Consider the following 25434-nt stretch of genomic DNA (forward strand, 5'->3'; position numbering starts at 1 on the left):
TGTCCGCGACAACCGCGCTAGGCCGGAAGGGCGGTGACCACCCGGTTCGACTCGTAGCCGTCGTGGCCGCCGACCCAGCGGCCGCCGCAGGTGACCAGGACCAGGCGGTGCGGGCCGGTCTGGCCGAACAGCTCCTCGGCGCGGCCGGGCAGCGCCTCCTTGGCCACCGTGTCGATCTTCGAGACGGTGAACCTCCTGGTTGTCCCGTCCGCGCCGACCACCGTGACGGGGTCGCCCACGCGGGAGTCCCACAGCTCGGAGAAGGGGCCGATCTTGCCCTTCCAATTGACGTGGCCCGCGAGCACCATCGCGCCTGCCCCGCCGTTGAGGTCCGCGCCCCACCACGTCGCCTCGCCCAGGGAGGCGGGCACGGGGAGGGTGGCGTCGGCAGCGAGCTCCTGGCGGACCAGCGCGGCCGTCCCGCCGTTGGTCAGCCGCACCGTGCCCGGGCGCTGTGCGGGTGGTTGGGCCGGTGGCTCGGCGGGCGGGGCGGACGTGGCCGGGACCTCGGTCGTCGGCGCGGCGGGCGGGGGCGTGGCGGAGGTGGGCAGGCTCGGCGGCGGGGCGGCGGCGATCGCCGCGCCGCTGGGCGCGGCGGCCGTCGTCGCCGCCGCCGCGACCGGGCTGCCGTCGACCGTCGTCGGGCCGCCCACCGCCAGGGCGCCGATGAGCACGATCAGCACACCGGCCCCGCCCGCGAACGCGGGCGGGGCCAGTCGGGAAACCGAGGTTCCGGGCATCGCCGGTCAGTGCCCCCAGTCGCGGCGCATCCGCTTGCTGACGACCTGCTTGCCGCGCGCGGTCTTGAACAGGAACAGCAGACCGCTCGCCGCCATCAGGACCAGCGCGCCCAGCGCGGTGAGCAGACCGCCGGACGGGCCGCCCGCGCTCATCGCCGCCGTGGGCTGCACGGGCCCCTCGCCCGCCGGGATCGCGGTCGGGACGGTGGGCTTGTTCGGCTGGTTCACCAGGGCCAGCTCCAGGGTCTGGCCCGGCTCCAGCGTCCCGCACGCCGAGGGCGGCGAGCCGGGGTCGAAGCCCTGCTCGTAGCCCGGCGGCGCGGCGACCTCGACGACGCAGACCTCCTGCGGGGTCTTGAGGTCGGGGACCTCCGCCGTCCCGTCCGCGCCGGTGGTGACCACCAGCGCGGCACCGTCGTCGCCGACCAGCGGCTCGTCGTCCTGGCCCACGGCCGGGGTCTGCTTGTCCGCCCCGGTCACCCGGAGTTGGACGTCCGCGATGCCCGCGCCGGTCTTGGCGTCGGTCTTGCCGACCTTGACCGCGCCCGGCGCGGTGACGGCGGTGACGGCCTCGTTGGCCACCAGCTCCTTCTCGCCGCCGGTGCTGACCACGCGCTGGGTGTCGACCTGCACGGCCTGCTGCACCACCGGCTTGTCCGCCGGGCTGAGCAGCGAGATCGCCACCGCCGGGTTCGGACCGGTCGGGGTGACCTCGAGCTCGGCGGCCGACCCGTCCGCCCGCGTCGGCACGGTGACCTCGGACTTGCCCTCGACCGTGGCGTCGGTGAGCTCGACCGTCACCGGGACCTCGGAGACGCCCTTGCCCGCGGCGTTGCGGACCTCGACGGTCCACGTGTCGGGGGTGCCGATGACCTGGGCCCCGGTCGGCTTGGTGATCTTCGTCGTCCACGGCCCGTGGTTGGCCACGGCGTCCGCGCGCAGCCGCTCGACGGCCTGCTGGGCGCCCGGGGGCAGCTTCGCCAGGTGGAACGGCGCGTCGTAGGCGATGTTACGGAAGTCGTTGGCCGGGTCGAGCTGGCCCGGGTTCTGCGGGGCCGCGGTCCACGAGTGCAGCAGGTGCGCCAGCGCGGCGGACTCGTCGGCGTCGGCCGTGCTGGTGTAGCGCAGCAGCAGGTAGGAGATGTTGGCCGCGACGTCGGCGGGCAGCTCCGTGCCCCACTTCGTCTTCAGCGTCTCACCGGGCTGGTACTGCTCGTCGGTGTCCGGGGCGAGGTGGGCGTACTGGACGCACCAGACCTGCTTGCCGTTGACCAGGTACGAGCCGAGCCAGTCGGACGGCTCCTGGTTGCCCTGGTAGGGCTGGGCGGGCTTGGTCTCGTGGCCGATGCTCTGCTGGATCTCGGCACTCGCCGACGGCGCGCCCGCGACGAGGACCGCGCCCGCCACGAGGGCCGCGCCGGTCACCCCCGCCGCCAGCCTGCCCGCGAGGGAGGGTCGGACCGTGGATCGGACCATGGTCGGGTTCGGCTCCTTGCCGCGCCCTCGGCGGCGCACCCGCCACGGGCGCTCGACGTCAGGGACGAGCGGGCGCGCGGAACACCGACGACCATGTGGAAGCCGGGGGACACAGGGAGCGCACCACGTGCCACCTTGGCGTTCACGCCTCGGTGGCGCAATCCACCGGAAGGGGGGACTCTGTCGGTGGTCGTGCCCCGGTTTGCCCTGGTCGGTGCCGCTCTGTACGGACCGTGACCGACCGGGCGGATGATGTGGCCGCCGAGAGGCCGGATATCGATCACGCAGCGTTCGAGCGGTTCCCGCTGGTAAGCCGGGCGGTAGTGGGTAAAGTAGGTTTTACCCACACGGGAACCGGTCGGCCTGCCCGATCGTTCTTTCCCTGAAGGCGCCATGCAGGCCCTATGGAGGATCAGGTGCGTTCTACAAGCAACCCCGCGTTCCGCAACCTTCCGGTTAGCGGAGGCTATGCGGGCTTCCAGCAGCAGGCCCCGGGCCACCCGCAAGAGGCGCCCGGGTACGGCGGCTACCAGCAGCCGGTCTCCGACGACCGACCGATGACCGTCGACGACGTGGTCACCAAGACCGCGATGACCCTGGGCGCCGCGCTCGTCGTCGGCATCATCACCGCCATCGCGGTCCTGAGCGAGGCCATCAGCCCCTACCCGCCGATGATCATCGGCCTGCTCGGAGGCCTCGGCCTGGCGCTGGTCGTCATCTTCAAGAAGACCCCCAACCCGGGCCTCGTCCTGGCCTACTCCGCCTTCGAGGGCTTGTTCCTCGGCGCCATCACCGGCGTGTTCGAGGCCCTGATGCCGGGCATCGCCCTGCAGGCCATCCTGGGCACCTCGATCGTCTTCGGCACCATGCTGGTGGTCTACAAGACCGGCGCGGTCAAGGTCACCCCCCGCCTCACCAAGTGGATCATCGGCGCGGTCGCGGGCGCGGCGGGCCTGATGCTGGTCAACCTGGTCCTCGGCCTCTTCGGCGTCGACATGGGCATCCGCAGCAACACGGCCACCCCGCTGGCGATCGGCATCAGCGTGCTGTTCATCGGCATCGCCGCGTTCAGCTTCCTGCTCGACTTCGACCAGGCCGACAAGATGATCCGGGCGGGCACCCCGGCCAAGTTCGCCTGGTACGTCGCCTTCGGCCTGATGACCACCCTGGTCTGGCTGTACCTGGAGGTCCTGCGTCTGCTGTACATGCTGCAGAGCGGCGACTGACAGCAGACGTCCCCAAGGGGCAGGGCGCTCGGCATCGGCCGGGCGCCCTGTTTCGCTTTCCGCACCTGTTCCAGCGAATGACATCGTGGTTCATCCCGGCGCCGTGGCCGTAGAATGGGCTGTGTGGGATCCACGGCTGCAGGGGATGTGCCGGACCGGTCAACCCAGGCTGGCCATTTCGCTGTGCCTGCGGGGCTGACCGAGAACGTCCGCAAGCGGCGGGCACGGGGTGGGGTCGCAAACTCTCGCCCCATCCGCCCCGCAGCGCGGTGGCGCGATGGGTGACTGCGCCGGGGGAGGTCGATTCCTGTGATGAGAGCGGGTTGGACCGGCTCGTGGTCAGCGGGGAAGTGCTGCCCCCAACCGTGTTCGGCTTGATCCCCCTCCCGCCCGCCAGTGCGCCGGAGGTCGAGGTCTCGGGGGTCATCGCCGCGATGCGCGATGAGGAGAACTGGTGATCTACCTCGACTCGTGCGCGGTGGTGAAGCTGATCCACTCCGAAGCGCACAGCCGAGACCTCGTCGAGTGGCTGAATCAGGATTCGCTGCTCGCTGGGCCCCTCGTGTCCTCGGTGCTCGTCGAGATCGAGGTACGTCCGCGCACTGAGGCGTAGTGCCCCACGCGCCCTCTCCGGTGTCCCGTCGGTGATCGCGCGGCTGCACCGCGCCCAGATCACCGAGATCATCCGGGCTACAGCCGCCGCTTACCTCGATCCCCGCTTGCGGTCGCTCGACGCCATTCACCTCGCGACTGCCCAAGTGCTCGCCGCCGACGCCGAGAACCCCCTGCACGCGTTCGTCAGCTACGACAAGCGCCTGCTCGATGCCGCCGAAGCGGAGGGGATGCCGGTCGCGGCCCCCGGGATGCTGGCCTGACGCGTCGAGGCCCTCGCCCGACATGCTTGAGCGAGGGCCTCGATGGCGCACCCGGGAGTTAGCTCAGGCGCTCGAGCACCATGGCCATGCCCTGGCCGCCGCCCACGCACATGGTCTCCAGGCCGAACTGCTTGTCGTGCCACTGGAGGCTGTTGATGAGCGTGGTGGTGATGCGGGCGCCGGTCATGCCGAAGGGGTGGCCGATGGCGATGGCGCCGCCGTTGACGTTGAGCTTGTCCTCGGGGATGTCGAGGTCGCGGGCCGAGGGGAGGACCTGGGCGGCGAAGGCCTCGTTGATCTCGAACAGGTCGATGTCGCCGACCGACAGGCCCGCCTTGGCCAGTGCGCGCTGGGAGGCCTCGACCGGGCCGTAGCCCATGATCTCCGGGGACAGGCCGGAGACGCCGGTGGAGACCACGCGGGCCAGCGGGGTCAGGCCCAGGTCCTTGGCCTTGGTGTCGGACATGATCACCAGGGCGGCGGCGCCGTCGTTGAGCGGGCAGCAGTTGCCCGCGGTGACCCGGCCGTCGGGGCGGAAGACCGGCTTGAGGGTCGAGGTCTTCTCGTAGGTGATCCCCGGGCGGGGGCCGTCGTCGCTGTCGACCACGGTGCCGTCGGGCCGGGTGACCGGGACGATCTCGCGCTGCCAGAACCCGGCCTTGATGGCCGCCTCGGCGAGGTTCTGCGACCGCACGCCGAAGTGGTCCATGTCCTCGCGGCTGACGTTCTTGAGCAGCGCCAGGTTCTCCGCGGTCTGGCCCATCGCGATGTAGGCGTCGGGCAGCAGGCCGTCCTCGCGCGGGTCGTGCCAGGAGTCCGCGCCCTTCTCGGCGGTGCTCGCGGTGCGCGCCACGGCGTCGGCGAACAGCGGGTTCTGCGTGTCCGGCCACGAGTCGGAGCTGCCCCGGGCGAAGCTCGACACGACCTCGACGCCCGCGGAGATGAACACGTCGCCCTCGCCCGCCTTGATCGCGTGCAGCGCCATGCGGGTGGTCTGCAGCGAGGAGGCGCAGTAGCGGGTGACCGTGCAGCCGGGCAGGTGGTCGAACCCGGCCAGCACCGCGACGACGCGGCCCATGTTGAAGCCCTGCTCGCCGCCGGGCAGGCCGCAGCCCAGCATCAGGTCGTCGATCTCGCGCGGGTCCAGCTCGGGCACCTTGGCCAGCGCCGCCTTGACCATCTGCGCGGCCAGGTCGTCCGGGCGCACGCCGACCAGCGACCCCTTCCCGGCGCGGCCGATCGGGGACCGGGCGGCGGAGACGATGACAGCCTCTGGCATGGGGCACTCCATTCGGTGGGCCACTACTACGGACGCGATGTTACTCCTGGGTAACCAATGGGCAAGTGTGGCGCGGCGCTCACGGCAGGACCAGGAACGCCGAGGTCGCCACCACCCCGGCCAGCCGCATCCGCGAACCGCCCTTGCGGTGGTCGTCGAGCGCCTCCGCGACACCGGGCCACCCGGGGTCGCCGTAGTCGTCCATCACCACCACCGCACCCGGGTTGGCGATCTCCTCGGCCCACCGCAGGTCCTTGAACACCCCCGACCGCGAGTGGTCGCCGTCGACGACGATGAGGTCGTAGCCCACCCCGACCTGCTCCTGCACCTCGGCGTCGGTGGAGAACCCGCGCACGATCCGCAGCCGCTCGGTGTCGACGCCCCCGAACCGCATGTTCGCCCGCACCGTCGCCTCGGTCACCGGCGTGCCCGACGGGTCGCCCGCCCGCTCCCGCTCGGGCTGCAACTGGACCGACTCCAGCGGGTCGACGATGGTGAGGTCGTGCTCCTTGCCGTGCCGGAGCAACTGCCGGTGCAACCCCGCCGCGAACACACCGAACAGCGTCCCGATCTCCAACACCCGCAGCGGCCCGCTCCCCGCCCCAGCGAGCAGCGGCGCCGCCGTCAACTTCCCGATGATGTTCGACGTGGTCCCCGCGATCCGCCCGACGCACCGCGACTCGAGGTCGACGAGCGTCCGGTAGGTCTGCGCGATGTGCGGATAGGGGTCGACGACCCCCGTCGTCGTGTGCAACTGCGCCGCCAGGTGATCAATCTGCTCCGCGGTGACCCGCCGATCGTTCAACCGCCCCACGGGCCCGAGCAACAGTTCGGTGGTCGTCTGGTCCTGGGCGGGCTGCAACGCCGCAGCCCGACTCGCGGCCCGATTGGCGATTCGACTCAGAACCGGCTCGGCGAGTCGCCGAGCCGCTTGGCGAGGCAGCGTCATAGCGGCGGAGCGTACTCGTTTCGATCGATCCGGTGACGACGGCTATCGGCTGGATGGCGGTAGCCCGCAGTGGTCGAGTCGGGTACCGGGGGTCCGTCGATCGACTGGGGGCTGGTGCTGATTCGACAGGTGCGGAACAGCCCCGCGTGTGCGGGGAAGACGCCGGGGTCGGGGGGATCACCTCGGGGCCGCTGGGAGCAGCCCCGCGTGTGCGGGGAAGACGGCCTGAACCTCGGTCCACGAGAGGCGGCTGACGGGAGCAGCCCCGCGTGTGCGGGGAAGACCGCATCTGGTGGATCTGCGGCGGGTCGAGGCCGTGGAGCAGCCCCGCGTGTGCGGGGAAGACACTTCTTGAGCTGGGATTTTACAAGCCCCGCCCCCATTCCTCCTTCACTTCTCCCGCCACACCCCCGCCGCCGTGCACACCGACGGCAGCAAAACCCCAGCCGCCAAGGCGTACCCCGCCCCATTCGGGTGGAAGCGGTCACCACTGAACAGGTCCTGCGGCCGACTCAGGAAATGCGGCGACAACAACGCCGCCAACGGCACCGACGCCGCCTCCGTCCGGCTCAGCTCACGAGCCTGGGCACGCGCCAGAGCCAAGCTCCACCGCCGAGCGACAGTCCGCAGCGGCTGTGGGATCGGCATGATCGCCCCCAAGTCCGGGCACGTCCCCACCACCACGGCGGTCCCCGCGTCCAACAGCCGCCGCGCCTGGGCGGCCAGCAGCGCGGCCGAGGTGGGGATGCTCAACCGCGCCGTCACGTCGTTGCCGCCGACGATGATCACCGCGACGTCGGGTGGGGTGGTGAGGGCGTCGTCGACCTGGGGGACGAGGTCGGGGGTGCGGGAGCCGGTGCGGGCGTGGGTGGTGAGGCGGACGGCCTGGGTGGACTCCTCGGCCAGGCCGCGGGCGAGGAGGACGCCGGGGAGGTGGTCGGGGGACTCCGCGCCCAGGCCCGCCGCGGTGGAATCGCCCAGGACGGCCAGGGTGAGCAGGCGGTCGGCGTCGGCCAGGGGGAGGGGGCCGGTGCCGTCGGGGAGGTAGTGGCCGTCGGCCAGGAAGGGGCGTTCGGTGGGGGTGCCGATGATGGTGCGGGCCTGGCGGGATTGGGTGGTGAGCAGCGAGTAGGCGGCGCCGGACAGGCCGCCGACGGAACCCGCGGTGAGGGCAAGGGTGCGGAATCCGCGTGGTCCGAGCAGCATCTGGACTCCCTCCGGTCGCGCGGCGTTCATCTGACTCATCGGTCGAGACCCCGGTTCCCCGTTACCCCGAGCCGCTCGCCGCGTGCGTGGTTAGGGTGGTCCCACACCCCGTATGGCGTGGTCAAGTGCAGGAGGCACACCGGTGCAGTACGTCGAGCACATCATCGACCTGGTCGGCAACACCCCGTTGGTCAAGCTCAACTCCCTGGCCGAGGGGGTCGAGGCCACGGTGCTGGCCAAGGTCGAGTATTTCAACCCCGGTGGCAGCGTCAAGGACCGGATCGCCGTGCGCATGGTCGAGGCGGCGGAGCGGTCCGGCGAGCTCAAGCCCGGTGGCACGATCGTCGAGCCGACCTCGGGCAACACCGGTGTGGGCCTGGCCTTGATCGCCCAGCGCAAGGGCTACAAGTGCGTGTTCGTCTGCCCGGACAAGGTCAGCGAGGACAAGCGCAACGTGCTCAAGGCCTACGGCGCCGAGGTGGTCGTCTGCCCGACCTCGGTGGCCCCCGAGCACCCGGACTCCTACTACAACGTCTCCGACCGGCTCGTCCGCGAGATCGACAACGCCTGGAAGCCCAACCAGTACGCCAACCAGGAGAACCCGGAGAGCCACTACCGCTCGACCGGACCCGAGCTGTGGGCGCAGACCGAGGGCAAGATCACCCACTTCGTCGCGGGAGTGGGCACCGGCGGGACGATCTCGGGCACCGGCCGCTACCTCAAGGAGGTCTCCGGCGGCCGGGTCAAGGTCATCGGCGCGGACCCGGAGGGCTCGGTGTACTCCGGCGGGTCCGGCCGCCCGTACCTGGTCGAGGGCGTCGGCGAGGACTTCTGGCCGACCACCTACGACCGGGGGGTGGCCGACGAGATCATCGCCATCAGCGACCGGGAGTCCTTCGAGGTCACCCGGCGGCTGGCGCGCGAGGAGGGGCTGCTCGTCGGCGGCTCCTGCGGGATGGCGGCCGCGGCGGCGGTCAAGCTGGCCGAGCGCCTCGGCCCGGACGACGTGGTGGTCGTGCTGCTGCCCGACGGCGGCCGGGGCTACCTGTCGAAGGTGTTCAGCGACCCGTGGATGAGCCAGTACGGCTTCCTGCCGCCCGAGCACACCGGCGCCACCGTCGGCGACGTCCTGCGCGGGAAGGGCAGCGGCGCCATCCCCGACTTCATCCACGCCCACCCGACCGAGACCGTCGCCGACGCGGTGACGATCCTGCGCGAGTACGGGGTCAGCCAGATGCCCGTGGTCAACGCCGAGCCGCCGGTCATGGCGGCCGAGGTCGTCGGCGCGGTCAACGAGAAGGACCTGCTCGACTCGCTGTTCGCGGGCAAGGCGGCGCTGGCCGACACGCTCGACCGGCACATGGGCCAGCCGCTGCCGACCATCGGCGCGGGCGAGGGCGTCGAGTCCGCCATGGGGGCGCTGACCAGCGCCGATGCCGCTCTGGTGCTGCTCGACGGCAAGCCCGCGGGTGTCGTGACCCGGCAGGACCTGCTCGGGTTCCTCGCGGGCCGTTGAACCCGGGCGCCGGGAAGACCGCGACCACCCCGCGTGCCGGGTCCGGCACCCGAGTGGCGCATCCGATAGCGTTACCAGCCATACAAGGTGACATTCCAGGTCAAAAGGGGTGGAAGACCCGATGAGCGCTCCGCAGCCGCCCAACCAGCCGGGGCAGCCCGGATCAGAGAGCCCGCCACCGTCCGGTGACACGGTTGGCGCCGACGGCGTCGAGCGCACCCAGGCGATCCAGCCCGGCCAGCCCGTTCCCGGCCAGGAAGCAGCAGGCCAGGACGAGTCCGACCGCACCCAGGTCGTGCGCCCGGAAGAAGGTGGCGCGACGGCCCAGGGCGGTGCGACGGCCCAGGGTGGCGACGCCACCCAGATGGTGCCGCCGGGCTCGGTCCCGCAGTCCCCGCCCTACGCCCCGCCGCCCAGCGCGGCCGACCAGCAGGGCTACCCCGGTCAGCCGGGTCCCTACGGTCAGCAGCAGCAGCCCTACGGCCAGCAGCAGCCCGGCCAGTACGGACAGCAGCCAGGTCAGTTCGGTCAGCAGCCAGGACAGTTCGGCCAGCAGCCCCCGCCGGGGCAGTACGGCCAGCCCGGCCCCTACGGCCAGCCGCCGCAGGGTCCCTACGGCCAGCCGCCGCACCAGGGCGGTCAGGGCTCCCAGGCCGGTGTCATCGCCATGGTCGTGCAGGGCGCGGTGGCGCTGCTCGGTCTGATCGGCCTGATCCTGTCGATCGTCCTGATGTCCGACTTCATCAAGGCCAGCTCGGCGGTCAGCGACGCCAAGGCGCAGTGCGAGCGGCTCAACCCCGGTGGAGAGTTCGGGATCAACTGCGACCAGATCGCGGGCGGCACCAGCGGCACCCTCGGCGTGCTGCTGTCCATCGTGCTGATCCTCGCCTCCGGCGCGGCGATCGCGGGCGCGGTGCTGCTGTTCCTGAAGAAGACCACCTTCGCGCACTTCCTGGTGCTCGGCGGTGGCGTGGCCATGCTGGTGCTGTCGATCATCCTCGGCGCGACCTACGACTTCGCGGGCCAGTTGGTCACGCTGCTGATCTTCGGTCTGCTCATCGCGGCCGCGGGCGCGCTGTGGTTCGTGCCGAACCTGCGCCAGTTCCTGGTGGCGAGCCCGCCGCTGGCCAGCTTGGGCGGTCCTGGCGGCCCCGGTGGTCCTGGCGGCTTCGGTCAGCCGGGCCCGTACGGCCAGCCGCCGCAGCAACAGCAGAACCCGTATGGCCAGCAGCAGCCGCCGCAGCAGCAGAACCCTTACGGCCAGCAGCCGCCGCAGCAACAGCCGGGCCCGTACGGCCAGCCGCAGCAGCAGCAGCAGCCGGGCCCGTACGGCCAGCCGCCGCAGCAACAGCAGCAGAACCCCTACGGCCCGCCCCCGGGCCAGCAGCCGCCGCCCCCGCAGCAGTGGTGAGCTGAGCAAGACCTGACGAAGGCCCCGACCACGGGTGTGGTCGGGGCCTTCGCCGTCCACGGCGGTCCGACGTGGTGAAAAGGCCTCCCGCATCGTGGGCACGGTGGCCCGCGGTCGTAACCTGGGGGTATGTCTGAAGACACCAGGTGGGGATTCGAGACCCGAGCCATCCACGCAGGCCAGGAGCCGGACCCGCGGACCGGCTCGGTGATCGTCCCGATCTACGCGACGTCGACCTTCGCCCAGGACGGCGTCGGCGGGCTGCGCGAGGGCGGGTACGAGTACTCCCGCACCGGCAACCCGACGCGGACGGCCCTGGAGGAGGCGCTGGCCTCGCTCGAGGGCGGCCGGTACGGCCTGGCCTTCGCCTCCGGCATGGCCGCCTCGGATGTCGCGCTGCGGTCGATGACCCGTCCCGGCGACCACGTCATCCTCGGCAACGACGCCTACGGCGGCACGTTCCGCCTGCTCGACAAGGTCCTGACCCTGTGGGGCGTCGAGTACACCCCGGTCGACCTGGCCGACCTCGCCGCCACCCGCGCGGCCGTCCGCCCGAACACCAAGGTGATCTGGGCCGAGACGCCGACCAACCCGCTGCTGGGCATCGCCGACATCGCGGGCCTGGCCTCCGTCGCCGCCGAGGCCGGGGCGCGGCTGGTCATCGACAACACCTTCGCCACCCCGTACCTGCAGTCCCCGCTGGGCCTGGGCGCCGACGTCGTCCTGCACTCGACGACCAAGTACCTCGGCGGCCACTCCGACGTGGTCGGCGGCGCGCTGATCACCTCGGACGAGGAGCTCAACGACCAGTTCGCGTTCCTGCGCAACGCCGCGGGCGCGGTGCCCGGCCCGTTCGACTCGTGGCTGGTGCTGCGCGGCGCCAAGACCCTGGCGCTGCGGATGGAGCGGCACAGCGACAACGCCGAGCGGGTCGTCGAGGCGCTGCTCGGGCACGAGCGCGTGACCCGCGTGTACTACCCCGGCCTCACCGAGCACCCCGGCCACGAGACCGCCGCCAAGCAGATGCGCCGCTTCGGCGGCATGGTGTCGTTCGCGGTCGAGGGCGGCGAGGAGGCGGCGCTGCGGGTGGCCGCCAGCACCAAGCTGTTCACCCTCGGCGAGTCGCTGGGCGGCATCGAGTCGCTCATCGAGCACCCGGGGAGGATGACCCACGCCAGTACCGAGGGATCACCGCTGCAGGTGCCCGCCGACCTGCTGCGGCTGTCGGTGGGCATCGAGGACGGCGCCGACCTGGTCACGGACCTGTTGGGCGCGCTGGGCTGAGCAGCAGAAGACGCGCGGGGCCGGGCGGGGTGCGAGAGCCTGTCCGGCCCGCGCGTCGGCTACGGGTTCACATCGCGCAGTTGGTCGATGCCCGCGCCCGGGTTGTCGGCCGGGGCGTGCGGGGTCCGCGGGGCGACCGGGAGGTCGTTGGTGTCGACGCAGCCGCTGGTCAGCTCGACCGAGCCGCCGTTCTGGTGGTACTCGCCCGCGTTGGCGCAGCCCGCGGTGCTGACGGTGAAGACCGCGACGCCCGCGAGGGTCAGCGCGGCCGCGGCGGCGGAGGCCAGGGCCACCGCCCCCGTGGATCGTGTGCCGCGCGCCATTGCCACCCGCTCCCACTCCCGATTCAGGCTGATTGCGCGCAAGCCTACTCCCCGGTCAATTCCGCCACCTGAGCAGCGCCTGAGACCGGGGAGTGGGCGGCGTTCTTCATCACCTGGTCACAAATTGCCCCTGCGCTCCTGCTCGCGCTCGATCGCCTCGAACAGGGCCTTGAAGTTGCCCTTGCCGAACCCCAGCGAGCCGTGCCGCTCGATCATCTCGTAGAAGACGGTGGGGCGGTCGCCGATGGGCTTGGTGAAGATCTGCAGCAGGTAGCCGTCCTCGTCCCGGTCGACCAGGATCGAGTTCTCCTGGAGCACCTCGATCGGCACCCGCACCTCGCCGATGCGCGCGCGCAGCCCCGGGTCCTCGTAGTAGGAGTCGGGGACGTCGAGGAACTCCACGCCCGCGTCGCGCATGGCCGCCACGGTGCGGATGATGTCGTTGGTGGCCAGGGCGATGTGCTGGCAGCCGGGGCCGCCGTAGAACTCCAGGTACTCGTCGATCTGCGACTTCTTCCGCGCGATCGCGGGCTCGTTGAGCGGGAACTTGACCCGGTGGTTGCCGTTGGAGACGACCTTGCTCATCAGCGCCGAGTACTCGGTGGCGATGTCGTCGCCGACGAACTCCGCCATGTTCACGAAGCCCATGACGCGGTTGTACCAGTCGACCCAGTAGTCCATCCTGCCCAGTTCGACGTTGCCGACGCAGTGGTCGACCGCCTGGAAGATCCGCTTGGGCGCGCCCGCGGGCTTGACGAAGCCGCCGCTCCTGGCGACGTAGCCGGGCAGGTAGGGGCCGCTGTAGCGGGACCGGTCGACCAGGGTGTGCCGGGTCTTGCCGTAGGTGGCGATCGCGGCCACGCGCACCGTGCCGTGCTCGTCGGACACCTCGTGCGGCTCGTCGAGGACGGTCGCCCCCTGGGCCCGCGCGTGCTCGACGCACCTGTCGACGTCCCCGACCTCCAGGGCCAGGTCGACGACCCCGTCCCCGTGCTCGCGCTGGTGGTCGAGCAGCGGCGACCCCGGGTCCACCCCGCCCTTGACCACGAACCGCGCCGACCCGGACTCGAGCACGAAGGACTTGTGGTCCCGGTTCCCCGTCTCCGGCCCCGAGTACGCGACCAGCGCCATCCCGAACGCCGCCTGGTAGAACAGCGCCGTCTGAGTCGCGTTGCCCACCACGAACACCACTGCGTCCATCGCCCGCACCGGGAACGGGTCCCGGCTGGCGTCGTAGTCCACCAGCCCCACGAGCTGGCGGAGCTGGTCGTAGCTCACCTCGTCCATCGCACGGGTCACGGCGGTGCCTCCTTGTCGGTCCAGCGGTGACCCCAGGGTCTGGCGGCCGGGCAGGATGCGCAAGGGACCTGCTTTTCGCTGGACAACCTGGCTACTGTTCAGCGGGTTGGTATCAGCAAAATGGGCAGTCTGCCCAGGAGGTCGCCATGGATGCCCTGGATGCCCAACTGCTGCTCCTGCTGACCGACGAGCCCCGGCTGGGCGTGCTCGAGTGCTCGCGCAGGCTGGGCGTGGCCCGGGGGACCGTGCAGGCGCGCATGGACCGGCTCGAGGGCCGGGGGGTGCTCCGGGGGTTCCCGCCCGCGCTGGACCTGGTGGCGATGGGGTACGGGCTGACGGCCTTCGCGGTCCTGGAGATCGCGCAGGGCAAGAGGTCGTCGGTGGTCGCGCGGTTGCGGGAGATCCCGGAGGTCTGCGAGGCGCACGCGACCACGGGGGAGGGGGACCTGCTGGTGCGGATGGTGGCGCGGGACAACGACGACCTGCAACGGGTGATCGACCAGGTGGTGGACTTCGAGTGGGTCCGGCGGACCTCGACGTCGATCGCCCTGTCCACCCCGGTGGAGCCGCGGGTCCGGCCGTTGTTGGAGCGGGTGGCGCGGCGCGGGTGAACGAGCGAGGCCCCCGCCGGGTGGCGGGGGCCTCGGGAGCTCGGTACCGCTCGAAGATCAGCCGGTGTACGGGACGGCCTTGGTGAGGGCGACCTTCTGGGTCTTGCCGTTGGGGAGCTCGTACTCGCGGGTCTCGCCCTCCTTGGCGCCCAGGAGCGCCCGGCCCAGGGGGGACTCCGGGGAGTAGACCTCCACCTCGCCCTCGCCACCCTCCTCGCGGGTGGCCAGGAGGAAGGTCTCGTCCTCGTCGTCGCCTGCGTAGCGGACGGTGAGGAGCATGCCGGGGCTGGCGATGCCGTTGGCGGCCGGCGTCTCGCCGACCTTGGCGCCGCGCAGCAGTTCCTGCAGGTGGCGGATGCGCGCCTCCTGCTGGCCCTGCTCCTCGCGGGCGGCGTGGTAGCCGCCGTTCTCCTTGAGGTCGCCTTCCTCGCGACTGGTGTTGATCTTCTGCGCGATGACCGGGCGGTTCTCGATCAGCTCGTCGAGTTCCTGCTTGAGCCGGCTGTAGGCCTCCTGGGTAAGCCAGGTCACCTGGGTGTCGCTCACGGTCACCAACTCCTCGTCGTACCAAGTGCTCCCGAGCCGTCCGACACACCCGGGATGTGAAAAACACGGCCCTCCTAGGGGCCGTGCCGGTCACCGAGAATACCACGATCAAGCGTGCTAAATAGCCCGAAATGTCCGTTTACCGGCCACTGGCCGCCGAGTTCACTCCGATGGCGGCTGATCAGTGGACAGGTACTCCGGCACCTGGTAGGAGCAGCCGAACACGTCGGCGGTCACCGGTTCGGCGGTGCTGGCGATGACCGTGGACACCCGGACCGTCTCCGGCCCCGGCGGCACGAGGACCTCCCTGCGGCCCCCCTCGCCCCCGTCGAGGACCCTGGCCCGCACGACGCACACGGCCGCCTGGTCCGGTGTCGCCCTGGTCACCTCGAAGGTGAACCGCATCCGGTCGTCCGGGAGGTTGGCGAAGGTCGCCCGCTCGGTCTCGATCGGCGCCGACCCCAGGTTCTGGTAGGCGACCCACGCCACCAACCCGCCCGCGAGCAGGCCGAGCGCGGTCAGCAGGACCAGCGAGGTCCGCGACCTGCCCGCCTTGGGCTTGCCGTAGCGCCCCTCGGGCAGGGCCTGGGGTGCCGTGCTCATCTTGGGCCCTCCTGCGGGTGGCGGTCCGGTCGGCGGGAACAATGGGACCCGCGCGGTGCGTTTCCCACCGAGTATCCGCTTCGCGCGGGATGGCAGATGACGAGGGGGCCGGGAGAGCTCATGGCGGACAAGTTGCGGTTGATGGCGGTGCACGCCCATCCGGACGACGAGTCGAGCAAGGGCGCGGCGACGATGGCCAGGTACGTCGCCGAGGGGCACGAGGTGATGGTCGTGACCTGCACCGGGGGGGAGCGCGGCGACATCCTCAACCCGGCGATGGACCGCCCGGAGGTCACCGCCGACATCTCGACCGTGCGCAAGCAGGAGATGGCCAGGGCCGCGGAGATCCTCGGCGTGCAGCACCGCTGGCTGGGCTTCGTCGACTCCGGCCTGCCGGAGGGCGACCCCATGCCGCCGCTGCCGGAGGGCTGCTTCGCGCTGGTGCCGCTGGAGAAGTCGGTGCCGCCGCTGGTCCAGGCGATCCGCGAGTTCCGCCCGCACGTCGTGATCACCTACGACGAGAACGGCGGCTACCCGCACCCCGACCACATCCGCTGCCACGAGGTCTCGGTCGCGGCCTACGACGCCGCCGCCGAGCCGGACGCCTACCCCGAGCTGGGCGAGCCCTGGCAGCCGCTCAAGCTCTACTACTCGCACGGCTTCTCCAAGGCCCGCATCCAGGCCATCCACGGCGCGCTGGTCGAGGCGGGCCAGGAGTCGCCCTACCAGGAGTGGCTGGACAACTGGGGCGACGACCGCCCCGACCCCGGCCAGCGGGTGACCAGCCGCGTCGAGTGCGCCGAGTACTTCGAGGTCCGCGACGCGGCCCTGCTCGCCCACGCGACCCAGATCGACCCGAACAGCCGCTGGTTCGCCGTGCCGCTGGACATCCAGCGCGCGGTGTGGCCGGTCGAGGAGTACGAGCTGGTCCGGTCCCTGGTCGACAGCACCCTCCCCGAGGACGACCTGTTCTCGGGCCTGCGTGAAAAGGCCGCCTTGTGATCCTCCCGCCCCAGCCGGACGCCTCGCAGTACGTCGCCCTGCAGTCCCAGCCCGCCACACCGCCCGTGCCCGCCGACCCGGGCGGCCAGGGTGAGGACTTCGGCAAGTCCTCACCGCTGGGCTTCCTCATCCTGGTGCTGTTCTTCGTTGCGGTCGCGTTCCTGATCCGCTCGATGACCAAGCACCTCAAGCGGCTGCCAGCGTCCTTCGACGAGCCTGCCGAGGGGGCGGGCAAGCCCGCCGAGGAGTCCGATAAGGCGGGCACCGAGGACTCTCCCCGCGCGTAGCCGGGCTGGCGCTGGGCCTGCGCACTGCGAGGTGAGTGCTCAGAGCCGGGGGTCGATGGGCTCGGATTCCATCGCCAGGACCGCGAACACGCACTCGTGCACGCGCCACAGCGCCTCGCCCGCCGCGACACGGCTGAGTGCCTCCACGCCGAGCGCGTACTCCCGCACCGCCAGCGACCGCTTGTGCGCGACGTTGCGCACGCGCAGCACGTCCAAGTGCCGCTGGTAGTCGGGGCCGTAGATGATCCGCAGGTACTCCGGTCCGCGCACCTTCACCCCGGGCTGCGCCAGCCCGCGGCCCGCCCCGGTCTGGTTGGCGGCCGGTTTGACCACCATGCCCTCACCGCCCGCCGCGGTCAGCTCCTCCCACCACGCCACCCCGTCGGCCACCGACGCGGGGTCGGTGACGTCGACGAGCCGGTGGCGGGTCAGGGTGAACAGGGGGTCGGCCGCGCGCAGCCGGTCGGCGGTGTCCAGGTGCCACAGGTGGGGGCGGGTGTGGAAGGTCGAGCCCTCGGCGGCGAGCACCTGGAACGGGGCGATCCGGATGTCGTCCACACCGGACACCGGTGCGCAGTAGCGGCGGTAGGCGTCGCGGTAGGCGAAGGCGTTGGCCGAGCGCGCCGACGTCCGGTCCAGCAGCGCGGAGACGTCGAGGCCGCGCGCCGTGGCGGCATGAAGGGCCGACACCGCGGCGGGCAGCGAGGCCGTCGACGCCGCGCCCGTGGCCGCGTAGGTGCTGGTGATCAGGCCCGTGGCCTTGGCGTTCCACGGCATCAGCTCCGCGTCGAGCAGCAGCCAGTCCGTGCCCAGCTCGTCCCACAGGCCCGCCGCGGTGATCGCCGACCGGGCGCGCAGCAGCAACTCCCCGCCCAGGGCGTCGTCGAAGAACGGCCGCCCGGTGCGGGTGTGCAGCGCGCCGTCGCCCTCGATGCCGAAGCGGCGGGGGCCCACCGAGGCGTCCCTGGTCGCCAGGAGCACCGCGCGCGAGCCCATGTGCTTCTCCTCGCACACGACCTCGCGCACCCCCTGCCCGGCGTACCCGGCGAACGCCTCCACGGGGTGTTCCAGCAGGCCGGGCAGCGCCGAGGTCTCCGTGGGCGCCATCGTCGGCGGCAGGTACAGCAGCCAGCGCGGGTCGGTGGCGAAGCGGCTCATGACCTCCAGCGCGGCCGCGGCCCGGTCCTCCCGGATAGTGACCTTGCCCATCAGCCCGGTCTCGACGACCCGCTTGCCCAGCACGTCGGTCAGCGCGAGCTGCCGGGCCGCGCGGGCGGGCCGCAGCGGCCGGGTCGGCTCGTAGTGCGTTTCATGTGCCGGCACGTCGACGATCTCGCGCTCCGGGTAGCGCAGCGCGGTCAGCTTCCCGCCGAACACGCAGCCGGTGTCCAGGCACATGGTGCCGTTGACCCACTCCACCTCGGGGACGGGCGTGTGGCCGTAGAGCACCATCGCCCTGCCCCGGTACTCCTCCGCCCACGGGTAGCGGACGGGCAGGCCGTACTCATCCGTCTCACCGGTGGTGTCGCCGTAGAGCGCGAAGCTGCGCACCCGGCCGGACGCGCGGCCGTGGTAGTGCTCGGGCAGCCCGGCGTGCGCGACGACGAGGTCGCCCCCGTCGAGGACGTAGTGGGCGCGCAGCCCATCGCAGAACCGCCGCACCTCGGCGGTGAACTCCGGGCCGGCGGCCCGCAACTGCTCGAGCGTCTCGGCCAGGCCGTGCCTGATGGTGACCTTGTTCCCCCGCAGCGCCTTGACCAGCTTGAACTCGTGGTTCCCGCTGACGCACAGCGCGGTGCCCGCGCCGACCATGCCCATCACCAGCCGCAGCACGCCCGGGGTGTCCGGGCCGCGGTCGACCAGGTCGCCGACGAACACCGCCGTGCGCCCCAGCGGGTGCGCGGCCCCGACGGCCCGGCCCGCGGCGTCGCGCTCGACGGCGTAGCCCAGCTCGGCCAGCAGCTCCTCCAGCTCCGCCCGGCAGCCGTGCACGTCGCCGATCACGTCGAACGGGCCGGTCCGGTCGCGCAGGTCGTTGCGCAGCCGCTCGCGGACGAACACCGCCGCGTCGACCTGCTCCTGACCGCGCAGGTGGTGGACGTCGCGGAAGCCCTCGCGGGCCAGGTGCGGCAGCGACCGGCGCAGCTCGCTGACGTGCCTGCGCACCACGCGCGCCCCGAAGTCGCGGTCGGGCCGGGTGGCGTTGCGCTCGACGCAGTCGCGCTCGGGGATGTCGAGGACGACGGCCACCGGCAGCACGTTGTGCTCGCGGGCCAGCCGGATGAGCTGCGCGCGGCCCTCCTTCTGCACGTTGGTCGCGTCGACGACCGTCACCAGCCCGGCCCGCAAGCGCTTGCCCGCCACATAGTGCAGGGCGTCGAACGCGTCGCGGGAGGCGGCCTGGTCGTTCTCGTCATCGCTGACCAGGCCGCGGAAGAAGTCGCTGGAGAGCACCTGGGTCGGCCTGAAGTGCTTGGCCGCGAACGTCGACTTGCCCGAGCCGGAGGCGCCGATGAGCACCACCAGGGACATGTCCGGGATCCTCAGCTCCATCACGCCTCCGCTCGGCTGAACACGGCCAACTGGGTCGGCGGGCCGTGCACGGGGTCGTCGGGCCCGATGGGCACGTGCCGCACGGTGTAGCCGCTGCGCTCGGCGACACCCCCGGCCCACTCCCGGAACTGCGCCCTGGTCCACTCGAACCGGTGGTCGTCGTGGCGCAGCGCGCCCTCGGCCAAGCCCTCGAACAGCGCGTTGTGCTCGACGTTGGGTGTGGTCACCAGGACGTGCGCGGGCCTGGCCGTGCCGAACACCGCCTGCTCCATCGCGGGCAGCCGCCCCGGGTCGATGTGCTCGACGACCTCCACCAGCACGGCCGCGTCGTACCCGGCCAGCGTGGCGTCGCCGTAGACCAGCGACGACTGCCGCACCGCCACCCGGGACCGGACCCGGTCGGGCAGCTTGTCCACCCGCTTGGCCGCGATCCGCAGCGCGGCCGCGCTCACGTCCACCCCGACGACCTCGGTGAACGCCGGGTCCTCGGCCAGTTGCAGCAGCAGCGCGCCGCGCCCGCAGCCCAGGTCGAGCACCCGCCGCGCGCCCAGGGCCCGCAACTCATCGCGCACCACCTGCCGCCGCACGGCGGCCAGCGGCGTGCGCTCCGCGGGGACCTCGGCTTCGTCCTGCGCGGGCGGCGGGCTGGCGTCCAGCTCGGACAGCCGGTCCAGGGCCGTGGCGACGTAGGCGTGCCGGTGGTCGAGGTAGCGGGCGCTGATCAGGTCGCGCTCCGGGTGCGCGGGCAGCCAGGAGCCCCCGGCGCGCACCAGTTTGTCCACTTCGGACTCGTCGATCCGGTAGTGCTTCGACCCGTCCATCACCGGCAGCAGCACGTAGAGCTGCCGCAGCGCGTCGGCGAGCCGCAACCGTCCGATGAGGACAAGGTCGAGGTAGTCGGACTCGCCCCACTCGGGGAACTCCGGGTCCAGCGGCACCGCCGCCGCCTCCACCGCCCACCCCAGCGGCGTGAACAGCCGCTCCGCCAACGCCACCCCACCCCGGCACGCGGCGGCGGGCAACGCCACCCGCAGCGGCATCGCCGCGTCAGCGACCTGCTGCCGCTGCCCGCCCCGCCCGGTCATGGCCGTGCCGAACACCTTGCCCAGCGCCACCGACAACATCGATCCCGCCGCGTACGGCCGGTCGTTGACGTAGCTGCTCAGCGTCCTGGTCTGCCGCTTGTCGCCCTTGCCCCGCGCCAACGCCACCGGGTCGACCTCGAGCAGCAGCGCCACCGTGCACTCGTCCTCGTCCGCGCGGGGGTAGAAGACGTGCGCGACGCCCACCGAGGTGTCGAACGACTGGGGGTTGTCGGGGTGCTTGAACAGCAGGTGACTCAGGTCAGTCGCAGGCGTGTGGGTGGTGGTGAGCGTCAGGAGCACCGCGCAAGTCTGGCTGATCGACCGGCGCGGGGCACCCCATTTGCGCCGCTACCCGAGCGGGCGCCGCCACTGGAGCAGGAGCATCCCCGGGCGCCCGGCCGTCACCGCCCGCGCGGCCTCGGGGACCATCGCCGCCAAGCTCCACGGCCAGGTGTCCCACGAACCGGGGTCGGTCGTCGCGGGCCGGTGGGGCGGGCTGGGGAGGCGGGGCTCCTCGCAGCGCAGCAGTTCCAGACCCGCGCCCAGCGCCGCGCGCAGGTAGTCGCCGACCAGGTGCTCGTGGGCGGGCAGGCGCATCGGCTGCCCGCCGGGCCCGCGCACGGCCGGGATCGACCCCTTGGCCACCGCCTCGGGGTGGACGTCGGAGGTGACCAGGTGCCCGCCCGGCCGCAGCACCCTGGCGAACTCACCCAACACCGCCACCAGATCAGGCACGTGCGACAACGCCAGACCGCACACGACGAGGTCCACCTCCGCGTCCCCCACCGGCAGCGCGGTCAACTCACCAAGCCGCTTGTCCACGGCGGGGTTGAGCGCCAACATCTCCGGCGAACTGTCCACGGCGATGACCTCGTGCCCACCCAACAGCCTGGTCAGCCTCCCCGTCCCCGCCGCCGCGTCGAGCGCCCGCCCCGACGGCACCCCGGCAAGCACCTCCTCGACCAGCGGCGCGTCGGCGAAGGCGGCGTTCTCCTCGCCGTCGTAGGTCGCCGCCCAGGCCCGATAGCCGGTGACGGTGTCCGCCCGCTCGACCTCGACCGGCTCCAGCGGCAGGTCGAGGACACGCCGCACCTCGTCCAACCTGGCCCGGGTGAAGGCGGCGTCGTGGTGTCCGGTGAACGCGCGGAGCAGGGCCATGCCCTCCACCGCGACCAGGTAGGCCTTGGGGTCCTCGTGGATCACGGGGGTCGACGGTAGGGGCGGGCATGTCGAGGGGGCCACCGAATTTCCGAGCCGCTGGTCTAGGCGTACATGACCAGCCAGATCGCGATGTAGTGGCTCAGGGCGGCCAGCACCGTGGCGGCGTGGAAGAACTCGTGGTGGCCGAAGGCGGGCCACGGGTTGGGCCACTTCGTGGCGTAGAAGACGGCGCCCACGGTGTAGAAGAGGCCGCCCGCGAGGATCAGGACCAGGGCGGCGACGCCACCGTTGGTGAGGAGGTCTGGGAGGACGAAGATGGCCACCCAGCCCAGGGCGATGTAGATGGGGGTGCCCAGCCAGCGGGGGGCGTGCGGCCACAGGAGCTTGAGCGCGACGCCGAGGACCGCGCCGCCCCAGACGATGGCGAGGACCACGTAGCCGGTGGTCCTGGGCATGGCCAGCAGGCAGAAGGGGGTGTAGGTGCCCGCGATGAACAGGAAGATCATCGAGTGGTCGAGGCGCTTCATCCAGGTGCGCGCGCGCTCGGTCACCCACCAGCGCCGGTGGTAGAGCGCGCTGACCCCGAACAGGCCCAGCACGGTGGCGGAGTAGACCGAGGTCGCCAGGACCGCCACGCCGGAGACGGTGGCGGCGAGCGCGACCAGGCATGCCCCGGTCACCAGGGACACGATGAACGACCAGAAGTGGATCACACCGCGCATCTTGGGCTTCACGAAGCCCGGAGGCGGTCCTTTGTGGGTCGTTGACGTCACCGGCTCAAGGTTACGGGACCGTAGGTTGACCATCCATTTCCAGTGACCCCGGACACGCCCGAATGGGTTAAGACCAGCCTACGACCTCGCGGTGCTCCACGGCCAGGCACCGGTCCACGACGACGTCCAGCCCCGCCTCGCCCGCCACTCGGGCGGCCTGGTTGTTGATCACGCCCAGTTGCAGCCACAGCGCGCCCGCCCCGACCGCCACCGCCTCCCTGGCCACCTCCTCGACCTCCGACGGGCGCCGGAACACGTCGACGACGTCGAGGTGGCCGGGGACCTCGGTCAGCGACGGGTAGGCCTTGCGGCCCTCCCACTCGGTCAGGGCGGGGTTCACCGGCACCACCTCGATCCCGGCGGCGGCCAGGTACCTGGCCACGCCGTGGCTCGGCCGGTCCGGGCGGGCGCTGAGCCCGACCACCGCGACCCGCCGCGCCTCCCTGACCAGCCGCTCGATGACGCCCAGGTCCTGCCATACCGGATTGATGCCGTCGCCTCGCATGTGCCCAGTGTGCCCCCGCGGGCCGCGGGGCGGCGTACTGTCACCGGCCGTGGTGAGCATTCGCAGGCGGGTCGCCGACGTGGTCTACGGCCTCTACGAGAAGCGGTTGTTCCAGCAGGCGGGCGGCAAGATCCCCCGGCACGTCGGCATCATGCTCGACGGCAACCGCCGGTGGGCGCGGGAGGCCGGGTTCACCGACGTCAACGACGGGCACCGGGTCGGGGCGCAGCGGGTCGCGGACTTCCTCGGCTGGTGCACCGACGCCGGGGTCGAGGTGGCCACGCTCTGGATGCTCTCGACCGACAACCTCAACCGGCCCGACGCCGAGCTCAGGCCGCTGCTGGAGATCATCGGCGACGTGGTCGACGAGCTGGCCGAGCCGGACCGGCCGTGGCGGCTGCGGATCATCGGCGCGCTGGACATCCTGCCCGGGCCGACCGCCGACCGGCTGACCGCGGCGGCCACCCGCACCTCGGGCCGCTCCGGCATGGAGGTCAACATCGCTGTGGGGTACGGCGGGCGCCGGGAGATCGCCGACGCGGTGCGCAAGCTGCTGGTGCGGCACGCCGAGGCGGGCACCACGATCGAGGAGCTGGCCGAGGTCCTCGACGTCGACCACATCGCCGAGCACCTCTACACCTCCGGGCAGCCCGACCCCGACCTGGTCATCCGCACCTCGGGGGAGCAGCGGCTCTCGGGCTTCCTGCTGTGGCAGTCGGCGCACTCGGAGTTCCACTTCTGCGAGGCCTACTGGCCCGATTTCCGGCGCACCGACTTCCTGCGCGCGCTGCGCGCCTACGGCATCCGCCACCGCCGTTTCGGTAGCTGAGCAGCCGCCCGCGTCGAACGCGGGAGACGTCGCCGCACGCTTCCGCGGTGATAAACGCTCCCCGGCTCGGACGGGTTACCCAGTGTGACGACCGGATCGGTCGGCGGAGCCGGATCACCTGCTCATCGCGGCACGAATGGCTGGTCACCCAGCGTGGTGTGTGGACTGACCTGGGCTAACGACCGATCACGTGGCGTGCGCGTGTCCTGGCGATGACGAAATCGAAAATCACCTGTGTGGCAGCCTGGCATCCGGTCGGTCCGCGCAGGTAGCTTCGGTCTTGTCGGGTCCTGACCACAGTGGCCCGGCCCGGGAGGCCCTGGTCGTGAGCGATTCGATCGCGAGGGGGCCGGCACCCGGCCCCCGTGGCAGGGGGGGAATGACTGCGGCCCAGCCGCAGGCATGACCGCCGTCCACCGGGGTCTTGTGCCCGGCCCACCGAGAGTGCGGGCGCGGTGCCGCGTTCGCGAGGAGTTGCCGTGACCGCTTCGCGTTCCAGCGTTTCCTCAGGCTCGTCCCCGGCGAACAGCGCCCCGACCGAGGGAGCGCCCACCGGCTCCCCGGACCCCGCCCCAGCCAGGCGGACCTACGTCCTCGACACCTCGGTGCTCCTGTCGGACCCGTGGGCCGCCACCCGCTTCGCCGAGCACGCCGTGGTGATCCCCCTCGTGGTGATCAGCGAGCTCGAGGCCAAGCGCCACCACCCGGAGCTGGGCTGGTTCGCCCGTGAGACGCTGCGGCTGCTCGACGACCTGCGCCTGAGCCACGGCAGACTCGACAAGCCGCTGCCCGTCGGGGACCTGGGCGGCAGCCTGCACGTCGAGCTCAACCACACCGACCCCAGCGTCCTGCCGCAGGGCTTCCGCTCCGACGGCAACGACGCGCGCATCCTGGCCTGCGCGCTCAACCTCGCCGCCGAGATCCCCGGTGTCCGCCTGGTCACCAAGGACATCCCGCTGCGGGTCAAGGCGGGCGCGGTGGGCCTCGACGCCGAGGAGTACCGGGCGGGCGAGGTCACCCCGTCCGGCTGGACCGGCATGGCCGAGGTCGAGGCGGACCAGACCGCGATCGACACCCTGTTCGCCGAGGGCCGGATCGACCCGGTCGACCACGACCTGTCCGACGAGCTGCCCTGCAACACCGGGCTCAAGCTGATCGCCGGGTCCAGCCACGCGCTGGGCCGGGTGGTGGCCGACAAGTCGATCCAGCTCGTGCGCGGCGACCGGGAGGCCTTCGGCCTGCACGGGCGCTCCGCCGAGCAGCGCATCGCGCTGGAGCTGCTGCTCGACCCGGACATCGGCATCGTCTCGCTCGGCGGCCGCGCGGGCACCGGCAAGTCGGCGCTGGCGCTGTGCGCGGGCCTGGAGGCGGTGCTCGAGCGCGGCCTGCACAAGAAGGTCGTCGTGTTCCGCCCGATGTACGCCGTCGGCGGCCAGGAGCTGGGCTACCTGCCCGGGTCCGAGAGCGAGAAGATGGGGCCCTGGGCGCAGGCGGTGTTCGACACCCTCGGCGCGCTGGCCGGGCAGACCGTGATCGAGGAGGTGCTGGCCCGCGGCATGCTGGAGGTGCTGCCGCTGACCCACATCCGCGGCCGGTCGCTGCACGACACCTTCGTGATCGTCGACGAGGCGCAGTCGTTGGAGCGCAACGTGCTGCTGACCGTGCTGTCGCGGCTGGGCAGCGGCTCGCGGGTGGTGCTGACCCACGACGTGGCCCAGCGCGACAACCTGCGCGTGGGCAGGCACGACGGGGTCGCGGCGGTCATCGAGAAGCTCAAGGGCCACCCGCTGTTCGCGCACGTGACGCTGACCCGCTCCGAGCGGTCGCCGATCGCCGCGCTGGTCACCGAGATGCTCGAGGAGCACACGCCGTAACCCATTCGAGACCGGCGGCGC

Annotated in this window: 26 protein-coding genes; 12 read left to right on the forward strand and 14 right to left on the reverse strand. The window is 72.0% G+C overall.

What is annotated here, in order from left to right; genetic code table 11:
* Window positions 1-17: 17 nt before the first annotated feature.
* Window positions 18-740: a class F sortase gene (locus tag GCL84_RS08130; protein WP_156754761.1), complete on the reverse strand. Its 723-nt coding sequence runs from the start codon at window positions 738-740 to the stop codon at window positions 18-20.
* Window positions 741-746: 6 nt separating this feature from the next.
* Window positions 747-2216: an MSCRAMM family protein gene (locus GCL84_RS08135; RefSeq protein ID WP_197523094.1), complete on the reverse strand. Its 1470-nt coding sequence runs from the start codon at window positions 2214-2216 to the stop codon at window positions 747-749.
* 416 nt (window positions 2217-2632) lie between these two features.
* On the opposite strand from GCL84_RS08135, the gene GCL84_RS08140 reads away from it, so the two are divergent.
* From GCL84_RS08140 to GCL84_RS29910, 4 genes are all read left to right on the forward strand, one after another.
* Window positions 2633-3442 (forward strand): Bax inhibitor-1/YccA family protein, encoded by an 810-nt coding sequence (locus tag GCL84_RS08140; protein ID WP_156754762.1) that lies wholly within the window; start codon window positions 2633-2635, stop codon window positions 3440-3442.
* A 335-nt stretch (window positions 3443-3777) separates the two neighbouring features.
* Window positions 3778-3900, forward strand: coding sequence for a hypothetical protein (locus GCL84_RS30595; protein WP_268891337.1), 123 nt, complete (start codon window positions 3778-3780; stop codon window positions 3898-3900).
* Window positions 3897-4055: a PIN domain-containing protein gene (locus GCL84_RS29905; RefSeq protein WP_235926074.1), complete on the forward strand. Its 159-nt coding sequence runs from the start codon at window positions 3897-3899 to the stop codon at window positions 4053-4055. The genes GCL84_RS30595 and GCL84_RS29905 overlap by 4 nt, the downstream gene beginning before the upstream one ends.
* Window positions 4056-4086: 31 nt before the next feature.
* Entirely contained in the window at window positions 4087-4317 is a 231-nt protein-coding gene (locus GCL84_RS29910) for a PIN domain-containing protein (protein WP_235926075.1), read from the forward strand.
* A 58-nt stretch (window positions 4318-4375) separates the two neighbouring features.
* Here GCL84_RS29910 and GCL84_RS08150 read toward each other — a convergent pair whose 3' ends face one another.
* The 3 genes from GCL84_RS08150 to GCL84_RS08160 all read right to left on the reverse strand — a co-directional run bounded on the left by GCL84_RS08150 (window position 4376) and on the right by GCL84_RS08160 (window position 7751).
* Complete coding sequence (locus GCL84_RS08150) at window positions 4376-5596, reverse strand: acetyl-CoA C-acetyltransferase (RefSeq protein WP_156754763.1); 1221 nt, start codon at window positions 5594-5596, stop codon at window positions 4376-4378.
* Between the two features lie 79 nt (window positions 5597-5675).
* Complete coding sequence (locus GCL84_RS08155) at window positions 5676-6401, reverse strand: class I SAM-dependent methyltransferase (protein WP_197523095.1); 726 nt, start codon at window positions 6399-6401, stop codon at window positions 5676-5678.
* A gap of 534 nt (window positions 6402-6935) precedes the next feature.
* Complete coding sequence (locus GCL84_RS08160; protein ID WP_156754765.1) at window positions 6936-7751, reverse strand: SGNH/GDSL hydrolase family protein; 816 nt, start codon at window positions 7749-7751, stop codon at window positions 6936-6938.
* A 142-nt stretch (window positions 7752-7893) separates the two neighbouring features.
* On the opposite strand from GCL84_RS08160, the gene GCL84_RS08165 reads away from it, so the two are divergent.
* The 3 genes from GCL84_RS08165 (at window position 7894) to GCL84_RS08175 (ending at window position 11962) form a co-directional block, all read left to right on the forward strand.
* Entirely contained in the window at window positions 7894-9267 is a 1374-nt protein-coding gene (locus GCL84_RS08165; RefSeq protein ID WP_156754766.1) for a cystathionine beta-synthase, read from the forward strand.
* A 121-nt stretch (window positions 9268-9388) separates the two neighbouring features.
* Complete coding sequence (locus GCL84_RS08170) at window positions 9389-10678, forward strand: hypothetical protein (RefSeq protein WP_156754767.1); 1290 nt, start codon at window positions 9389-9391, stop codon at window positions 10676-10678.
* A gap of 129 nt (window positions 10679-10807) precedes the next feature.
* Complete coding sequence (locus GCL84_RS08175) at window positions 10808-11962, forward strand: cystathionine gamma-synthase (protein ID WP_156754768.1); 1155 nt, start codon at window positions 10808-10810, stop codon at window positions 11960-11962.
* A 59-nt stretch (window positions 11963-12021) separates the two neighbouring features.
* Here GCL84_RS08175 and GCL84_RS08180 read toward each other — a convergent pair whose 3' ends face one another.
* Window positions 12022-12285 (reverse strand): hypothetical protein, encoded by a 264-nt coding sequence (locus GCL84_RS08180; protein ID WP_156754769.1) that lies wholly within the window; start codon window positions 12283-12285, stop codon window positions 12022-12024.
* A 117-nt stretch (window positions 12286-12402) separates the two neighbouring features.
* Window positions 12403-13572, reverse strand: coding sequence for a 4-hydroxyphenylpyruvate dioxygenase (gene hppD / locus GCL84_RS08185; RefSeq protein WP_156754845.1), 1170 nt, complete (start codon window positions 13570-13572; stop codon window positions 12403-12405).
* Between the two features lie 158 nt (window positions 13573-13730).
* On the opposite strand from hppD, the gene GCL84_RS08190 reads away from it, so the two are divergent.
* Window positions 13731-14195 carry an Lrp/AsnC family transcriptional regulator gene (locus GCL84_RS08190; RefSeq protein ID WP_156754770.1) on the forward strand — a complete coding sequence of 155 codons (465 nt, stop codon included), beginning with the start codon at window positions 13731-13733 and terminating at the stop codon, window positions 14193-14195.
* A gap of 57 nt (window positions 14196-14252) precedes the next feature.
* On the opposite strand, the gene greA is transcribed toward GCL84_RS08190, so the two are convergent.
* Both greA and GCL84_RS08200 read right to left on the reverse strand, forming a co-directional pair.
* On the reverse strand, window positions 14253-14747 hold the full coding sequence (gene greA / locus GCL84_RS08195) for a transcription elongation factor GreA (RefSeq protein ID WP_197523096.1): 495 nt from the start codon (window positions 14745-14747) through the stop codon (window positions 14253-14255).
* Window positions 14748-14903: 156 nt separating this feature from the next.
* The gene (locus tag GCL84_RS08200; RefSeq protein ID WP_156754772.1) at window positions 14904-15344 is read right to left on the reverse strand and encodes a DUF4307 domain-containing protein; all 441 of its coding nucleotides are present in this window, start codon (window positions 15342-15344) and stop codon (window positions 14904-14906) included.
* A gap of 120 nt (window positions 15345-15464) precedes the next feature.
* Between GCL84_RS08200 and mca the strand changes: the two genes are divergently transcribed.
* Together mca and GCL84_RS08210 are read left to right on the forward strand one after the other, a co-directional pair.
* Window positions 15465-16346: a mycothiol conjugate amidase Mca gene (gene mca, locus GCL84_RS08205; RefSeq protein WP_156754773.1), complete on the forward strand. Its 882-nt coding sequence runs from the start codon at window positions 15465-15467 to the stop codon at window positions 16344-16346.
* Window positions 16343-16633 (forward strand): hypothetical protein, encoded by a 291-nt coding sequence (locus GCL84_RS08210; protein WP_407924376.1) that lies wholly within the window; start codon window positions 16343-16345, stop codon window positions 16631-16633. Before mca ends, GCL84_RS08210 begins: the two co-directional genes overlap by 4 nt.
* 39 nt (window positions 16634-16672) lie before the next feature.
* On the opposite strand, the gene GCL84_RS08215 is transcribed toward GCL84_RS08210, so the two are convergent.
* The 5 genes from GCL84_RS08215 to GCL84_RS08235 all read right to left on the reverse strand — a co-directional run bounded on the left by GCL84_RS08215 (window position 16673) and on the right by GCL84_RS08235 (window position 22710).
* The gene (locus tag GCL84_RS08215) at window positions 16673-19186 is read right to left on the reverse strand and encodes a polynucleotide kinase-phosphatase (RefSeq protein WP_156754774.1); all 2514 of its coding nucleotides are present in this window, start codon (window positions 19184-19186) and stop codon (window positions 16673-16675) included.
* Window positions 19186-20571 carry a 3' terminal RNA ribose 2'-O-methyltransferase Hen1 gene (locus GCL84_RS08220; protein WP_156754775.1) on the reverse strand — a complete coding sequence of 462 codons (1386 nt, stop codon included), beginning with the start codon at window positions 20569-20571 and terminating at the stop codon, window positions 19186-19188. Before GCL84_RS08220 ends, GCL84_RS08215 begins: the two co-directional genes overlap by 1 nt.
* 48 nt (window positions 20572-20619) lie before the next feature.
* The gene (locus tag GCL84_RS08225; protein WP_156754776.1) at window positions 20620-21474 is read right to left on the reverse strand and encodes a class I SAM-dependent methyltransferase; all 855 of its coding nucleotides are present in this window, start codon (window positions 21472-21474) and stop codon (window positions 20620-20622) included.
* 59 nt (window positions 21475-21533) lie between these two features.
* Window positions 21534-22154 carry a PAQR family membrane homeostasis protein TrhA gene (gene trhA, locus GCL84_RS08230; protein ID WP_235926089.1) on the reverse strand — a complete coding sequence of 207 codons (621 nt, stop codon included), beginning with the start codon at window positions 22152-22154 and terminating at the stop codon, window positions 21534-21536.
* A gap of 118 nt (window positions 22155-22272) precedes the next feature.
* Complete coding sequence (locus GCL84_RS08235) at window positions 22273-22710, reverse strand: CoA-binding protein (protein ID WP_156754778.1); 438 nt, start codon at window positions 22708-22710, stop codon at window positions 22273-22275.
* Between the two features lie 52 nt (window positions 22711-22762).
* On the opposite strand from GCL84_RS08235, the gene GCL84_RS08240 reads away from it, so the two are divergent.
* Both GCL84_RS08240 and GCL84_RS08245 read left to right on the forward strand, forming a co-directional pair.
* Window positions 22763-23539, forward strand: a complete 777-nt coding sequence (locus GCL84_RS08240) for an isoprenyl transferase (RefSeq protein WP_235926076.1) — start codon at window positions 22763-22765, stop codon at window positions 23537-23539.
* Between the two features lie 479 nt (window positions 23540-24018).
* Window positions 24019-25413 (forward strand): PhoH family protein, encoded by a 1395-nt coding sequence (locus tag GCL84_RS08245; RefSeq protein ID WP_156754780.1) that lies wholly within the window; start codon window positions 24019-24021, stop codon window positions 25411-25413.
* The last annotated feature ends 21 nt before the right edge of the window (window positions 25414-25434 follow it).

Origin of the sequence: Actinokineospora pegani, assembly GCF_009745975.1 — a bacterium.
GTDB lineage: Bacteria > Actinomycetota > Actinomycetes > Mycobacteriales > Pseudonocardiaceae > Actinokineospora > Actinokineospora pegani.

What these genes read in the sequence shown, in the direction of transcription:
- trhA (WP_235926089.1), bottom strand. Translation starts at nt 22,154, where the DNA reads ATGCGCGGTGTGATCCACTTCTGGTCGTTCATCGTGTCCCTGGTGACC.
- GCL84_RS08200 (WP_156754772.1), bottom strand. Translation starts at nt 15,344, where the DNA reads ATGAGCACGGCACCCCAGGCCCTGCCCGAGGGGCGCTACGGCAAGCCC.
- GCL84_RS08130 (WP_156754761.1), bottom strand. Translation starts at nt 740, where the DNA reads ATGCCCGGAACCTCGGTTTCCCGACTGGCCCCGCCCGCGTTCGCGGGC.
- GCL84_RS08150 (WP_156754763.1), bottom strand. Translation starts at nt 5,596, where the DNA reads ATGCCAGAGGCTGTCATCGTCTCCGCCGCCCGGTCCCCGATCGGCCGC.
- GCL84_RS08215 (WP_156754774.1), bottom strand. Translation starts at nt 19,186, where the DNA reads ATGGAGCTGAGGATCCCGGACATGTCCCTGGTGGTGCTCATCGGCGCC.
- mca (WP_156754773.1), top strand. Translation starts at nt 15,465, where the DNA reads ATGGCGGACAAGTTGCGGTTGATGGCGGTGCACGCCCATCCGGACGAC.
- hppD (WP_156754845.1), bottom strand. Translation starts at nt 13,572, where the DNA reads ATGGACGAGGTGAGCTACGACCAGCTCCGCCAGCTCGTGGGGCTGGTG.
- GCL84_RS08175 (WP_156754768.1), top strand. Translation starts at nt 10,808, where the DNA reads ATGTCTGAAGACACCAGGTGGGGATTCGAGACCCGAGCCATCCACGCA.
- GCL84_RS08160 (WP_156754765.1), bottom strand. Translation starts at nt 7,751, where the DNA reads ATGCTGCTCGGACCACGCGGATTCCGCACCCTTGCCCTCACCGCGGGT.
- GCL84_RS08135 (WP_197523094.1), bottom strand. Translation starts at nt 2,216, where the DNA reads ATGGTCCGATCCACGGTCCGACCCTCCCTCGCGGGCAGGCTGGCGGCG.
- GCL84_RS08235 (WP_156754778.1), bottom strand. Translation starts at nt 22,710, where the DNA reads ATGCGAGGCGACGGCATCAATCCGGTATGGCAGGACCTGGGCGTCATC.
- GCL84_RS08190 (WP_156754770.1), top strand. Translation starts at nt 13,731, where the DNA reads ATGGATGCCCTGGATGCCCAACTGCTGCTCCTGCTGACCGACGAGCCC.
- GCL84_RS08180 (WP_156754769.1), bottom strand. Translation starts at nt 12,285, where the DNA reads ATGGCGCGCGGCACACGATCCACGGGGGCGGTGGCCCTGGCCTCCGCC.
- GCL84_RS08170 (WP_156754767.1), top strand. Translation starts at nt 9,389, where the DNA reads ATGAGCGCTCCGCAGCCGCCCAACCAGCCGGGGCAGCCCGGATCAGAG.